General features: G+C 64.1%; 11 protein-coding genes. 6 read left to right on the forward strand and 5 right to left on the reverse strand.

Translation table 11 applies throughout. The annotated features are described in order from the left end of the window. Positions 1 to 238 precede the first annotated feature (238 nt). A complete protein-coding gene (locus tag I6F38_RS02665; RefSeq protein WP_057020651.1) occupies positions 239 to 1009 on the forward strand; it encodes a gamma-glutamyl-gamma-aminobutyrate hydrolase family protein in 771 nt (256 codons plus the stop codon). Between the two features lie 604 nt (positions 1010 to 1613). Here I6F38_RS02665 and I6F38_RS02670 read toward each other — a convergent pair. After that, complete coding sequence (locus I6F38_RS02670; protein ID WP_225158959.1) at positions 1614 to 2423, reverse strand: hypothetical protein; 810 nt, start codon at positions 2421 to 2423, stop codon at positions 1614 to 1616. A 730-nt stretch (positions 2424 to 3153) separates the two neighbouring features. On the opposite strand from I6F38_RS02670, the gene I6F38_RS02675 reads away from it, so the two are divergent. Together I6F38_RS02675 and I6F38_RS02680 are read left to right on the forward strand one after the other, a co-directional pair. Next, on the forward strand, positions 3154 to 5457 hold the full coding sequence (locus I6F38_RS02675) for a PAS domain S-box protein (RefSeq protein WP_225158960.1): 2304 nt from the start codon (positions 3154 to 3156) through the stop codon (positions 5455 to 5457). Positions 5458 to 5637: 180 nt separating this feature from the next. Beyond that, complete coding sequence (locus I6F38_RS02680) at positions 5638 to 6705, forward strand: extracellular solute-binding protein (protein ID WP_225158961.1); 1068 nt, start codon at positions 5638 to 5640, stop codon at positions 6703 to 6705. 274 nt (positions 6706 to 6979) lie between these two features. On the opposite strand, the gene I6F38_RS02685 is transcribed toward I6F38_RS02680, so the two are convergent. Both I6F38_RS02685 and I6F38_RS02690 read right to left on the reverse strand, forming a co-directional pair. Next, positions 6980 to 8209, reverse strand: a complete 1230-nt coding sequence (locus tag I6F38_RS02685; RefSeq protein WP_225158962.1) for an ABC transporter substrate-binding protein — start codon at positions 8207 to 8209, stop codon at positions 6980 to 6982. 184 nt (positions 8210 to 8393) lie between these two features. Next, positions 8394 to 9371, reverse strand: coding sequence for a helix-turn-helix domain-containing protein (locus I6F38_RS02690; RefSeq protein WP_225158963.1), 978 nt, complete (start codon positions 9369 to 9371; stop codon positions 8394 to 8396). A gap of 152 nt (positions 9372 to 9523) precedes the next feature. On the opposite strand from I6F38_RS02690, the gene I6F38_RS02695 reads away from it, so the two are divergent. Then, positions 9524 to 9787: a tautomerase family protein gene (locus tag I6F38_RS02695; protein WP_225158964.1), complete on the forward strand. Its 264-nt coding sequence runs from the start codon at positions 9524 to 9526 to the stop codon at positions 9785 to 9787. A gap of 117 nt (positions 9788 to 9904) precedes the next feature. On the opposite strand, the gene glnA is transcribed toward I6F38_RS02695, so the two are convergent. Next, positions 9905 to 11314 (reverse strand): type I glutamate--ammonia ligase, encoded by a 1410-nt coding sequence (glnA, locus tag I6F38_RS02700; RefSeq protein ID WP_028333940.1) that lies wholly within the window; start codon positions 11312 to 11314, stop codon positions 9905 to 9907. A 151-nt stretch (positions 11315 to 11465) separates the two neighbouring features. Continuing rightward, positions 11466 to 11804 (reverse strand): P-II family nitrogen regulator, encoded by a 339-nt coding sequence (locus I6F38_RS02705; protein ID WP_011441447.1) that lies wholly within the window; start codon positions 11802 to 11804, stop codon positions 11466 to 11468. A 354-nt stretch (positions 11805 to 12158) separates the two neighbouring features. On the opposite strand from I6F38_RS02705, the gene I6F38_RS02710 reads away from it, so the two are divergent. Together I6F38_RS02710 and I6F38_RS43920 are read left to right on the forward strand one after the other, a co-directional pair. Then, positions 12159 to 13658: an NAD(P)H-hydrate dehydratase gene (locus I6F38_RS02710; RefSeq protein ID WP_212060031.1), complete on the forward strand. Its 1500-nt coding sequence runs from the start codon at positions 12159 to 12161 to the stop codon at positions 13656 to 13658. Beyond that, positions 13648 to 13776 (forward strand): hypothetical protein, encoded by a 129-nt coding sequence (locus I6F38_RS43920; protein WP_276573466.1) that lies wholly within the window; start codon positions 13648 to 13650, stop codon positions 13774 to 13776. Before I6F38_RS02710 ends, I6F38_RS43920 begins: the two co-directional genes overlap by 11 nt. Positions 13777 to 13800: the final 24 nt, after the last annotated feature.

Here is a 13800-nt window from a genome sequence, read left to right on the forward strand (position 1 = left end):
GGCGAAAACCCCGCCGGGATCAAGCTGGCGGGGCCGTGTCGGTTCGCCGCTGACGGGGTGCGGGGCCGGGCGCGATCGGTGGGTATCTGGCCGGCTTTGGGTCCCGAGGGGTGCGAATCTGTGCAGGACTGCAAGCCCCCCTGTGCAGATATAGACAGTTGATCCGGCGGGAACTCGAAGGCATGATCGTCTCCGCAACGTCGCAAACTTAGAAGAATCATTGCGCGAGACTTCAATAATGAGACGGCCCGTGGTCGGCGTGATCGGAAACGCCCATCGCATCGAAAATCGTTTCACAGTCCAGATGGTTGGGGAGCGCAACCTTCGCGCGGTTGCCGAGGTGTCGGGCGCGGTGCCGCTGATGTTCGCCGGCAGCCCCGAAATCACCGAGGTCAGTGCCTTGCTCGACGTGGTCGACGGCGTGGTGCTGACCGGGGCCCGCGCCAATGTTCATCCGACCCGCTTCAATACCGAACCGTGCGCCGCCCACGAGCCCTACGACATCCACCGCGACGACGTTGCGCTGGCGCTGTCGGAAGCCTGCGTCGCGCGCGGTGTGCCGATCTTCGGCATCTGCCGCGGCCTGCAGGAGATGAACGTTGCCTTCGGCGGCTCGCTGCATCCGGAGATCCGCGAGATTCCCGGCCGCATGAACCACCGGATGCCGCGGCTGGAGAACGGCGAGATCCATCCTGACCCGACCGTTGTGTTCGCCGACCGTCACGACGTCGCGCTGACGCCGGGCGGCGCGTTCGCGAAGATACTTGGTCGTGAGACCATTCGGGTCAATTCGCTGCACGGCCAGGGCATCCTCGAGCCCGGCAAGCGCGTCGTGATCGAGGGCATCGCCGAGGACGGCACCATCGAGGCGATCCGCATCGCCGATGCGCCGGGTTTTGCGCTGGGTGTGCAGTGGCACGCCGAATACGATCCGCAGCGCAATCCGATCAACCGCGCCCTGTTCGAAGCCTTCGGCGACGCGCTGCGCGAACGGCGGCGGGCGGCGTAGGACGGTTTCACCGCCACCGTCCCTGCGCGTCTAATCACGACGTCGTCTCCGGAAAACGCGCTGTCGTCCCTGCGAAAGCACGGACCCATGCTCCGCGGCGGTTGTTGTGGACGGGACTCGTCGTTGCGGCACTGCTCAACAATGACCATCGGTGGTTATGGGTCCTTGCTTTCGCAAGGACGACACCGAATGTTTGGCGTCGTCTGTCCGTCGGGTCGGCTTGTCGAACCTCGGTTCGGGAAGCCATGAAAGACGCAGGGCTTTCTTTAGGCAATCCATGGGATCCGAGCGGCAGGCGAGTAGATCGTCCACTCAGGGCGTCACGAACGCAAAGTGTGTTGTCCCCGCAACGTCACAAGAGTTCCGTTGAGCATCGCACCTGTTGGGGCTTCACTGTGTGGCAAATTCCCAGTCTAATAACGGCGGACCTGAGGCAAAGATTTTACCACCAAGACGTTCATTTAAGATCAGGTTCAAGAGGCCGCTGACCAGCGCCAGCGGCCTCTTCGTGTTGCTTCGTTGATCGTGTTGCTTCGTTGATCGCAAAGTGCAGGTATCGGCCGTTGCCGCGTCGACGGCACGCAGGAAGCAGCACGTCACGGCATTAGCGCACTGACCATGGCCATGCCGGCGGTTGCGGTTTGCTGGTGGCGTGCGGCCGCGTCGGGGTTGGCGCCGGTTTGCGCGCCTGGGCAACATCGGTCGACGGCCGCGGACGCGGCAGTGGTATTTCCGGGGCTACCGTTGGCTGTTCGGGGCTAACCTTTGGCTGTTCGGGGCTCACCTTCGGCACTGCGGCGTTGGCAATGACACCGGCCAGCTGTTCCTGGCTTGCGTTGAGCCGCTCGGTGACCGTCTCGCTTTCGCGAGCCATCTGATCCTGGGTCGCCTTGATCTGGTCGATGATATCTTTGCTGCGTGCCATTTCTGCTTGGCTCGCCTCGAGTTGGCTTGCGACATTTTTATGGTCGCGGACCAATTGTTCTTGCCTCGCCTCAAGCTGTTCGACCGCTTGCCTCAAGGCAGCGAGATCGCGCGCCATCGGTTGAAGCTGCTGCGCCAAGTCGGAAGAAAGTGCGGCGGCAGTCGGCGCAACGTCTTTCGGCGCGGCGTCCTTCGGCGGGGTTTGCGCAGGAGGTGAGGAGTGGCCAGGGGAGGCCACCATCGCCGTATCGCTGGGTGACGACCACCACCAAGCAGCGCCACCTATGCATGCTGCCAGCACGGAACCGACAATGGCCAGGTGGCGCCAATCCGCCAATCGATGAACCGCTTCTAGCGGCGCGTGAAACGCTTTCTTGCCGGTCGGCGGGCCGGAAGGGCTGACTCCTGCTTCGCGCGCGAGGTTCGAAAGCTGCTCTTCCAAGCTCACGAGCCGCCCTTCCGCGACCCTGTCATTCAGCATGGAATCCATTTTGTGCTCCGTATCAAATGCAAGGTCGCCCGCCTTGAGAGCAGATCCGCTCTTCGGCGCGCTAACATTCAACGGGACCCAGATGGGTATTTGCAGCTTAAGCTTACGAGGGATGAGGATGCGGCCTGCACGTCACATCGTCTCTCTTTTTGTAAGCTCATCCTTCCTGAATTGTCTCGACGATTTTGGCCGAGATATTGTTCGTCCGCAATCGGGAACACCGCTTGCAATGGGGCGCTCGAGCTCGTGGATCGAGGTCCTGTTCGGCCGCCTCACGATGCGTCTCGCAGCCGAGGCACGTTACTTCGAGGTGTCGTAAGTCGGCGTTGAGGGCGTCGCCAAGCGCCGGCGAGGGCTGGGCTGGACCCTGAAACGCGGGAGTGTTCCATGTTTGGCGAGCGACCATGTCGGCATCCCGCCTGGCGCGTTCGGCCGACGGCTGACCACGGCGCCAAACATGTACTCCGGGGCCCTCCTGCAAATTCTCGGTATGTTGAGTTGTGCTGCCGGCGAGATGTACCGCTGGTCGACAGGTCGCAGCTATACTTCCGGTATTGCGCGTGCGCCGGAATCGGCCTTCCTCCGTACTAATACGGATACGAAAGTGGCGGATTGCGGCGCCGGACTCGGCTAAGCAACAGGGATATTTGCTCCGGCGCCGACGACCCTTTCCGAATACTGCTTTTCCTTTTCCATTTTCGGGTGCAGCCGACACGAGGGGTTGGTCGGGATGAATTTGTCGGGCCGTCTGGCGATGGGGATGTTGTTTCCCGTCGCCGCGCTCCTGCTCGCGCTGGGCTTCATCCATGGCGTGACCTGGCCGGGCGTTCTGCTCGCGGGTGGCGCGGTTGCGGTGGTATTGATGACGGCTGAGGTGATTGCGAGATCGCTGTCCAGGACGCCCGCCCAGCTGGTGCGGGCGGCGGAGGCGCTGTCGCGCGGCCAGCAGGTCTCGCTCGGCCCAGGCGATGACGGCGAGACCGCTCAGCTCGCGGCGACGCTTGCCGAATTGTCGGCGCAGCTGGGCAGCAGGCAGCACCTGCTGGAGAAGACCGTCGAGAGCATCCGCGATCCGGTGGTGGTCGCCGACGAGCACGGGATGATCGTGATCGTCAACGCCGCGGCGCGACGGCTGTACAGTGTCGAACCCGGTTTTGATACCCTGACCGGCGTTCGCACCTTCCAGAACTATTATGCCGACGGCACCACGGTGATGCCGATCCCGGACACGCCGATGGCGCGTGCGCTGCGCGGCGATGACGTCGACGATTTCGAGCTGATCGTCAAACCGCAACCGCCGCAACCGGCCGTCTTCCTTGTCGTCAACGCGCGGCCGCTGCGCGACGATACCGGCAATCTGCGGGGCGCGGTCGCCGTACTGCACGACGTCACCGCGCAGCGTCGGGCACACCAGGCGCTGGTCGAGAGCGAGCAGATGGCGCAAGCCATCGTCAGGACCGCGCTCGACGCCTTCGTCCAGACCGACCAGGACGGCGTCATTCTCGACTGGAGCCCGCAGGCCGAGGTGCTGACCGGCTGGACGCGCTCCGAGGCGGTCGGTTATCGGGTGGTCGAACTGGTGTTTCCGGAGGAGCTGCGCCTTGCGCACCGGCAGCGGATCACCCGCTTCCTGCAGGAGACCGCGGCCGGCGGCATGGGCATGCGCTATGAAACGGCGTGCCTGCACCGCGACGGTCACCGGTTCTACGTCGAGGTGTCCCTCAACGCGCTGCGCCGCGGTGACGGCTGGATCATCAATTCCTTTGTCAGGGACGTCAGCCAGCGCCGGATCGCCGAGGAGCAGTTGATCCAGGCGCAGAAGTCGGAATCGCTGGGGCGGCTGACCGGCGGCATCGCGCACGACTTCAACAACATGCTGACCGTGATCACCGGCACGATCGAGATCCTCGCCGACGGCGTCAAGGACAACCCGCAACTCGCCGCAATCGCCAAGCTGATCAGCGATGCCGCCGATCGCGGCGCGCAGCTCACCTCGAGCCTCCTGGCGTTCGCGCGCAAGCAACCGCTGCAGCCCGGCGAGACCGACGTCAACGACCTGGTCGGCGAGGTGGTCCGGCTGCTGTCGCAGACGCTCGGCTCGCAGACCGAGATCAGGACGGAGCTCGGCCGCAACGCCTGGCTCGCCTTCGTCGACCGCAGCCAGCTTGGTGCCGCGCTGGTCAATCTCGCCATCAACGCGCGCGATGCCATGCTTGACGGCGGCACGCTGACCTTTGCGACCCGCAACATCCAGCTCGGGATTCCCGACGCCGTGGCGTGCGGCGTCGAGCGCGCCGGCGATCATCTCGTGATCGAGGTGACCGATACCGGCACCGGAATTTCGCCGACGCATCTGGAGAAGATCTTCGATCCGTTCTTTTCCACCAAGGAGGTCGGGCAGGGCGCCGGGCTCGGGCTCAGCATGGTGTTCGGCTTCGTCAAGCAAAGCGGCGGCGGCATCGAGGTCAAGAGCGAGCAGGGGCGCGGCACCATCTTCAGGATCTATCTGCCGAAGGCCGACGGCACCGTACAGCGCGCGGCGGAGGAGGACGATCTGCCCGTCAGGGGTGGCGACGAGACGATCCTGTGCGTGGAGGACGACCCTACGATCCGAGACTATGTCACGGGCCAGCTCGAAAGCCTCGGCTACAACGTGCTGGTCGCGGCGAACGCGGACGCCGCGCTCGAGATCGTCAAACGCGGCACCGCGTTCGACCTTCTGTTCACCGATATCGTGATGCCCGGCAGCATGAACGGCCGGCAATTGGCGGAGACTCTGATGGCCGGGCGCCCGGCATTGCGGGTGCTGTTCACCTCGGGCTACAGCGACGGCGTGCTGCCTGCGCAGCAGGGGCGTGGCGGCCACGGCATTCCGCTGCTGACCAAGCCCTATCGGCGCGGCGAACTGGCGCGGATGCTGCGGCGCTGCCTTGATCTTCAGGTCGACTTTCAAGGCGATCCGGTTCCGCAGCCTTATTCCGTGCAGCCCGATCTCGAACGCTTCCTGCGCGAGAATCCGCCCGCGAAGACGTAGCCGCAGCGTGACCTGGATGCCAACGGGTCCGCAAGCGCGGCCCGATAATAAACTGCGCGAAACCATCATCCCTGATGCGGCCGCTATTTGATGGGTTTCGCTTCGCTCTACCCATCCTACGCGCTAAGCTCCCGCGACAAAGGCGCGGCCGGTCAACGGCCCGATTTCAGGGAGTATGGAATGCACGACCGCAAATGGTCGAGGCGCGACTGGCTCAAGGTGACGGCGGCCACCGCCGCCGGCATGGTATTCGCGGAGCCGCTGCACGCGGCGGCGCCGCCGGCGGAAGCCGTGACGCCGGAGCTGATCGCAGCCGCCAAGAAGGAAGGCAAGATCTCGTTCTACAGCGCGCTGGAGCTGAACACGGCCGAGCGTCTCGCGCGTGACTTCGAGCAGAAATATCCCGGGATCAGCGTCCGCGTCGAGCGCTCGGGCGCGGAGCGTATCTTCCAGCGCATCGCACAGGAGCAGGGCAGCGGCATCAACGCCGTCGACGTCGCCAATTCCACAGATCCCGCGCATTACCTCGACTGGAAGAAGAACGACTGGCTCGCGGCCTATGTGCCGGAGGACGTCGCCAGGCATTTTCCGGCCGACCAGATCGATCCCGACGGCACCTCGGCGACATCCTGCGCCTGGTTCGAGGTGATCGGCTACAACACCGAGCAGGTGAAGCGCGAGGAGGCGCCGAAGAGCTACGCCGACCTGCTCGATCCCAAGTGGCGCGGCAAAATCGTCAAGGGCCACCCGAGCTATTCCGGCGCGATCATGACCGCGACCTTCGTGCTGGCCCGCGACCTCGGCTGGCCGTATCTGGAGAAGCTGTCGCAGCAGCGCGTGATGCAGGTGCAGTCGGCGGCTGATCCGCCGAAGAAGATCCTGCTCGGCGAGCGCGCGGTGATGGCCGACGGCAACGACTACAACCTCGTGCTGGCCAAGGATCAGGGCAAGCCGGTCGAGGTGGTCTATCCCGCCGAGGGCGCGCCGCTGATCATCGTTCCCAGCGGCATCTTCAAGAACGCGCCGAACCCGAATGCGGCGCGGCTGTTCCAGAGCTATTTTTTCAGCGCCGAGACCCAGCAGATGCTGGCCGACGAATTCGCGCACCGCTCGTTCCACGCCAAGGTGAAGGAGAAGGCCGGGCACGTGCCACTCGACAAACTGAAGATGCTCAAGGCCGATCCGGCCCAGGTGCAGGTGCAGTCGGAGGAGATCAAGGCGAGGTACGCGAAGCTGTTCCGGGTGTAGGTCAAGCTCCGTAGGATGGGTAGAGCGAAGCGAAACCCAGCGCCCATGCAAGGGGCGAGATGATGGGTTTCGCGGCGCTCTACCCATCCTACAGATCCAAAGCTACTAGCGTCATTGCGAGCGAAGCGAAGCAATCCATCCTTCCGGATACGCGGAGAGGTGGATTGCTTCGTCGCTTCAGCGCAAAATTGCTTTGCAATTTTGTCGCGAGCTCCTCGCAATGACGCGGATAGCGCTCGGACAGCCGGGCGGCGCAGTGAGGGGCCGCGGTCGGCTAACCTCCCACTTCCGCGCTGAGCATCGGCCCGAACAGCTCCCATCGCTCGCCCTTGAGTCGTCTGAGCTGCATCTGCTTGATCGGCGCGAAATCGATCGGGCTGGTGTTCATCGTGATACCGGGCAGCAGGTTGGTGGTCCGGAACGCCTTCAGGTTGGCGGCCTGCTTCATGACGTTGGCGCGCGTGAGATCGTCGCCGCATTGCTTAAGCACCTGAACCAGCGTCTGAGCCGCATTGTACCCTGTCATAATCAGGCTGTCGGCCCGATTGCCTTCGGGGAAATATTTGGAGAGATACTCGTCGAACGCCTTCATGCCGGGATCGTCCTTCCATTGCGGATCGAGCGGATCCATCAGGTAGGCCACCGAGATGATGCCTTGCGCGTTCTCGAAGCCGGCAGGCTGGATCACGGCGCCGAGCGAGGAGCCGACCGAGTTGAGGATGTGCAGCGGTTTCCAGCCGATCTCGGCCGCCTTCTTGATGGCCTGCGCCGCGAATTTCGGTGTGGCGATGTCGACGAATACATTGGCATTCATCGATTTCATCTTGACGATGTGCGTGTCGATCGTCGGCTCGGCCACCTCATAGGCATCCTCGATGACGATCATCGACGCCGCATTGTCGCCGAGGCCGTCCTTCAGGCCCTTGAGATAGTCCTTTCCATAATCGTCGTTCTGGTAGAGGACCGCGATCCTGCCACCCGGCTTTTCCTTCAGGATGTGCTTGGCGTAGATCCGTCCCTCGCTCTGATAGCTGGGCTGCCAGCCCATGGTCCACGGGAAGCTCTGCGGATCGTTCCACTTGGTGGCACCGGTCTGAATGAACAGCTGCGGCACCTTCTTCACGTTCATGTATTTCTGAATCGCGCCGTTGGATGCCGTGCCGAGAGAGGCGAAGATCAGCAGGACCTCGTCGCCTTCGACCAGCTTGCGCGCCTGCTCGACCGTCTTCGGCGGACTGTAGCTGTCGTCGTAGGAGATGAAGTTGATCTTGCGGCCATTGATGCCGCCCTCGGCGTTGATCTTGCGGAAATAGGCCGCCTGGGCCCGGCCGCTGGTGCCGTAGGCGGATGCCGGCCCGCTATAGGGCATGATGTTGCCGATCTTGATTTCAGTGTCGGTTGCGCCGGTGTCGTACTTCTTCTGGGCGAATGCGCTGCCAGCACAGACAGAGAGAATGGTGATGGCGGTCGAAAGCGCCGCCATTCGTCGAGCGACGAAAGACATCTCGTTTCTCCCCATGCAGAAAAATGAATGTGTGTTTTATCGGAAGCCGCTTTCGGGTACTTGCCGGCAGTGAACACCCGAGCCCAGGCGTTGTCGATCCCGGAAACACAACCTTGTGTGCGGTTCGCATCACGTCATCAGGTTCGTCAGCGTTGCTGACCGTAGTCTTCCGGGCTTCCTGCGATCAGGCCGCGCGCATTGATCGCTGCGCGCGATAGGCCTGCGGCGATGTCAGCGTGAGCTTGCGGAAGGCTTTTCGAAAGCTGCTCTCGTCCTCGTAGCCGGTGGCGCGGGCGATCGCCTTGATCGGCTGCGCCGTTGTTTCCAATAGCGTGCGGGCGTGCTCGACGCGGCGGCGCATGATGAAGGCCTGCGGCGGCTCGTGGGTCAGTTCGCGGAAGCGGCGGTTCAGTGTGCGTTCGCTGAGGCCGAGCGCATGCGCGAGACCGCGCACCGTGATCGGGGTCTTGCCGGTGCGGCGCACCAGCATGTCCGCCTTGATCAGCAGCGGGTCCTGGCCGAGCATGTAGCCGAGCGGCATGAAGATCGCCTGCGTGCGCTGTGCAGTGTCGATCACGGCATAGTCGGCGCAGACCTTTGCGACCTCCGCGCCTTCGACGAGTTCGATCAGCCGCAGCAACAGATCGACCCACGACATCGGGCCGGCGGCGCAGACCAGGCGATCGGCCTGTGTGATCACGGCATCGCCGGCGAGATCGACCTTGGGATGGCGGCGGCGGAGCTCGCTCTGCAGCCACCAGGTGATGGTGGCGCGGCGGCCGTCGAGCAGGCCGGCATTGGCGAGCAGCAGCACGCCGCTGCAGAACGCGCCGATCAGCCGGCCGCTGGCATGCTGCCGGCGCAGCCAGGCGCCGGCACGGTCATATTGCGGTTGCAGGCGCTCGGCGGTGAGATGATCGACCAGGCTGCCCGGCACGATGATCGCGTCGCACGCCGTCCGCCTGCCCACCGCGCCATCGACGGCGAGCAGCTTGCCGCCGCCGGCGCGCACCGCCTTGCCGTCGAGCGAGAGCGTCTGCCAGCTGAAGCGCGCCTTGCCGCCGCGCAGCTGCATCACGTGGTTGGCGAGGGTGAGGATGTCGGCGATGCCGGCGCCCGCCGATTGCATGCAGCCTTCCAGCGCGAGGATCGCAAGCTTCATGGGACCTCCGGAATTTGCCGTCATGCTAGCCGATCAGCGCAATCGGGCGGTGGCAGATATTGCCCGATCTCTGTCCGATCGGCCACTGCCTGATTTGGCCGTGCCGGTCCATCTTCGCTGCGTTGTCACACCCTCAGCAATGGAGAGAGACCATGCCTTACGTCACCATTTCCACCGTCCGCGGCATCTTCGATGTCGCGCAGAAGCAGGCGCTGCTGGAGCGCGTCACCGATCTCATGGTCGAGATCGAGGGGCAGGGCAACCCGGACTTCCGCCGCAACGTCTGGGTCAAGATCGAGGAGGGCGAGCCGGCGAGCTGGTCGCTCGGCGGCATGATCCCGACGCCCGACATGATCGCCGGCACCTTCGGCGCGCTCGACGCCGGCGGACGGCGGCTCGCCAAGGCGAAGGTGTAACCGTCCTGCGTAGGATGGGTTTCGCTTCGCTCTACCCATCCTACGCACCGTTCTCACCCAAAAACAAAAGGCGCTTCCGGTGGAAGCGCCTTTCGCTTGTCGTCGGTGCCGTAAGATTTACAGCGAGTAGTACATCTCGAATTCCACCGGGTGCGGGGTCATTTCGAAACGCGCGACCTCGGTCATCTTCAGCTCGATATAGGCGTCGATGAAGTCGTCGTCGAACACGCCGCCGTTCTTGAGGAACGCGCGGTCCTTGTCGAGGCTCTCGAGCGCCTCGCGCAGCGAGCCGCAGACGGTCGGGATCTGCTTCAGCTCTTCCTTCGGCAGATCGTAGAGGTCCTTGTCCATCGCCGGACCCGGATCGATCTTGTTCTTGATGCCGTCAAGACCGGCCATCAGCATCGCGGCGAAGCCGAGATAGGGGTTGGCCATCGGGTCGGGGAAACGCACCTCGACGCGCTTGGCCTTCGGGTTCGCGGTGTAGGGGATGCGGCAGGCCGCCGAGCGGTTGCGCGCGGAGTAGGCGAGCAGCACGGGGGCTTCATAGCCCGGCACCAGACGCTTGTAGGAGTTGGTCGACGGGTTGGTGAACGCGTTGATCGCCTTGGCGTGCTTGATGACGCCGCCGATGTAGTGCAGGCAGGTCTCCGACAGGTCGGCGTATTTGTTGCCGGCGAAGGTCGGCTTGCCGTCCTTCCAGATGGACTGATGCACATGCATGCCCGAGCCGTTGTCGCCGTAGACCGGCTTTGGCATGAAGGTGGCGGTCTTGCCGTAGATGTGGGCGACCTGGTGGATGCAGTACTTGTAGATCTGCATATGGTCGGCCATCAGCGTCAGCGTGTCGAACTTCATGCCGAGCTCGTGCTGGGCCGAGGCCACCTCGTGGTGATGCTTTTCGACCTTGACGCCCATCTTGGCCATCGCGCCGAGCATCTCGGAGCGCATGTCCTGCACCGAGTCCTGCGGCGGCACCGGGAAGTAGCCGGCCTTGGTGCGGATGCGGTGGCCGAGGTTGCCGCCCTCATATTCGGTCGCCGAGTTGATCGGCAGCTCGGAGGAGTCGAGGCGGAAGCCGGTGTTGTAGGGTTCGGCCGAATAGCGCACGTCGTCGAACACGAAGAACTCGGCCTCGGGGCCGACGAACACGGTGTCGCCCACGCCCATCGACTTCACCATCGCCTCGGCCTTCTTGGCGATGCCGCGGGGATCGCGGTTGTAGGGCTCGCCGGTGGTCGGCTCGAGCACGTCGCAGGTGATGACCATGGTGGTCTCGGCGAAGAACGGGTCGATCGTCGCGGTGACCGGGTCGGGCATCAGGCACATGTCGGATTCATTGATCGCCTTCCAGCCGGCGATCGACGAGCCGTCGAACATCGTTCCCTCGGCGAAGATGTCATCGTCGATCATGCTGACGTCGAAGGTGACGTGCTGCCACTTGCCGCGCGGATCGGTGAAGCGCAGGTCGACGTATTTGACGTCGTTGTCCTTGATCGATTTCAGGACGTCTTTGGCGGTCTTCATGAATACCCCTTATGGATGTGCGGGTCGGTTTCCAGCGGAGAGCGACGTTATTCCCGCTTTTGGCGAGTTCGTGTGACTACACAAACGAAATCAGGCTGCCGAAGCAGCCTTTTTTCTCTTTTGCCGTCAGAAAATCCGGATAGCACCGCCCTTAAATAGCGTCCAGCCCGGATTCGCCGGTCCGGATGCGGATCGCTTCCTCGATGTTGGAGACGAAGATCTTGCCGTCGCCGATCCGGCCAGTCTGCGCCGCGCGGCGGATCGCGTCGATCGCCTTCTCGACCAGGTCGTCGCCGATCACGATCTCGATCTTCACTTTGGGCAGGAAGTCGACGATGTATTCCGCACCGCGATAGAGTTCGGCATGGCCCTTCTGGCGGCCAAATCCCTTGGCCTCGGTGACGGTGATGCCTTGCAGTCCGACTTCCTGGAGCGCTTCTTTCACCTCGTCTAGCTTGAAGGGCTTGATGATGGCTTCAATCTTCTTCACTGAGCGCCTCCCGGGCATTGCAGATTGCAGGGTCGAGTTCGATGCGCGTGGGGCGCAGTCTGGTTGGTCTTAAGGCTTCCGGCCGGTGGCCGGAAACACGCGCAATGGTCGCATGGAGCGGCCTTGCGCGCGGCTTCCTCAAAAGCAGGGTCTATGCCAAGTTGTTAAGGTCCCCGATTTCGGAATGTTATCAGCCTTTTAACAGGCAATCGGCTGATATCGAACCACATGGGCTATGATATCCAAGCCTAACAAATAGGCAAATAGATCAATCCGTATGCAGTCGGCCAGTAGAAACCCCGCGAACGTCACAGGAATTGCCTCTCGAAAAGGCGAAGCGATTGAGGATTCGGCATGGACGTTCTGACCACCACCGAGATGGAACGCGCCGACCGGCTGACCATCGCAGCCGGAACGCCGGGCTTCGCGCTGATGATGAGCGCCGGTCAGGCCGTCGCGGAAGCCGCGATGGACCTGGTCGAGGAGGGGCCGATCGTGGTGGTCGCCGGCCGTGGCAACAATGGCGGCGACGGCTTCGTCGCGGCCGCAGAGCTTGCCGCGCGCGGCCGCGAGGTCTCGGTGATCCTGCTCTGCGAGCGCGACAGCCTGCAGGGCGACGCCGCGCTGGCGGCGAAGGGTTGGAAATATCCGGTGCTGCCGTTCAACCCACAGGCGCTCGGCAAGCCGGCGCTGATCATCGACGCGCTGTTCGGTGCCGGCCTCAACCGGCCGGTGAAGGGCGATCCGCTGGAGATGATCGCGGCCATCAATGCCAACGGTACGCCGGTGCTGGCGGTCGACCTGCCGAGCGGCATCAACGGCACATCGGGCGCCGTGATGGGCGCGGCCGTGCAGGCGACCGAGACCGTCACCTTCTTCCGCAAGAAGCCCGCGCATCTGTTGCTGCCGGGCCGGATGTATTGCGGCCGGGTGCGCGTTGCCGACATCGGCATCGCCGCGCAGGTGCTCGACGAGATCAAGCCGCTGACCGCGGAGAACTTGCCGGAGGCCTGGCGCTGGTCGTTTCCGGTGCCGCGGATCGACGGCCACAAATACGCGAGAGGGCATGCCGTCGTGGTCTCGGGCGATCTCGCCTCGACCGGGGCGGCGCGGCTCGCCGCGCGCGCGGCGCTGCGCGCCGGCGCCGGCCTCGTGACGCTGGCCTCGCCGCGCGATGCGCTTGCCGTCAATGCGGCGGCGCTGACCGCGGTGATGGTGCGCGCGGTCGACAACCCGATCCAGTTCGCCGAACTGCTCGGCGACAAGCGCCTCAATGCCTGCGTGATCGGTCCTGGCGCCGGGGTCAGCGCGCGGACCCGTGACTTCGTCCACACCGCGCTGTCGGCGCAGCGGCATCTGGTGCTCGACGCCGACGCGCTCACCAGCTTTGCCGGCGCGCCGGACCGGCTGTTCGAGGCGATCAAGGCAAGCGACGGTCAGCAAGTGGTGCTGACGCCGCATGAGGGCGAGTTTCCGCGGCTGTTCAGCGATATTTCCAACAAGCATCCCGGCCGTTCCAAGCTCGAGCGCGTGCGCGCGGCGGCCGAGCGCTCCGGCGCGGTGGTCTTGCTGAAAGGCGCCGACACGGTGATCGCGTCTCCCGACGGCCGCGCCACCGTCGCCGCCAATGCGCCGCCGTGGCTTGCCACCGCCGGCGCCGGCGACGTGCTGTCAGGCATCATCGCGGGTTTCCTGGCGCAGGGCGTCGCGGCCTTCGAGGCCGCCAGCATCGGCGTCTGGATGCACGGCGAGAGCGCGAGCGAGGCGGGCCCCGGCCTGATCGCGGAAGATCTCACCGAAGTGCTGCCCGCCGTGTTCCGCCGCCTCTATGACGAGTTCGGGATTGAGTATTAGGCGGCTGGTGCTGGCCGACATGGATGTCGCCGCGCGCGTGCATCGCGTGGCATTCGACGAGGCGCTGCGGTGGCTCGCCGGCCTGCACACGCCCGACGGCATTGATCGGATGATCTGAACAACTGGTTAGATATTTGCGTTT

This window comes from Bradyrhizobium sp. BRP56 (genome assembly GCF_020194035.1).
GTDB lineage: Bacteria > Pseudomonadota > Alphaproteobacteria > Rhizobiales > Xanthobacteraceae > Bradyrhizobium > Bradyrhizobium australafricanum.

Coding starts and splice junctions, on each gene's coding strand:
- I6F38_RS02680 (WP_225158961.1), top strand. CDS start 5,638: ATGCACGACCGCAAATGGTCGAGGCGCGACTGGCTCAAGGTGACGGCG.
- I6F38_RS02685 (WP_225158962.1), bottom strand. CDS start 8,209: ATGTCTTTCGTCGCTCGACGAATGGCGGCGCTTTCGACCGCCATCACC.
- I6F38_RS02665 (WP_057020651.1), top strand. CDS start 239: ATGAGACGGCCCGTGGTCGGCGTGATCGGAAACGCCCATCGCATCGAA.
- I6F38_RS02710 (WP_212060031.1), top strand. CDS start 12,159: ATGGACGTTCTGACCACCACCGAGATGGAACGCGCCGACCGGCTGACC.
- I6F38_RS02670 (WP_225158959.1), bottom strand. CDS start 2,423: ATGGATTCCATGCTGAATGACAGGGTCGCGGAAGGGCGGCTCGTGAGC.
- I6F38_RS02675 (WP_225158960.1), top strand. CDS start 3,154: ATGAATTTGTCGGGCCGTCTGGCGATGGGGATGTTGTTTCCCGTCGCC.
- I6F38_RS02690 (WP_225158963.1), bottom strand. CDS start 9,371: ATGAAGCTTGCGATCCTCGCGCTGGAAGGCTGCATGCAATCGGCGGGC.
- I6F38_RS02695 (WP_225158964.1), top strand. CDS start 9,524: ATGCCTTACGTCACCATTTCCACCGTCCGCGGCATCTTCGATGTCGCG.
- glnA (WP_028333940.1), bottom strand. CDS start 11,314: ATGAAGACCGCCAAAGACGTCCTGAAATCGATCAAGGACAACGACGTC.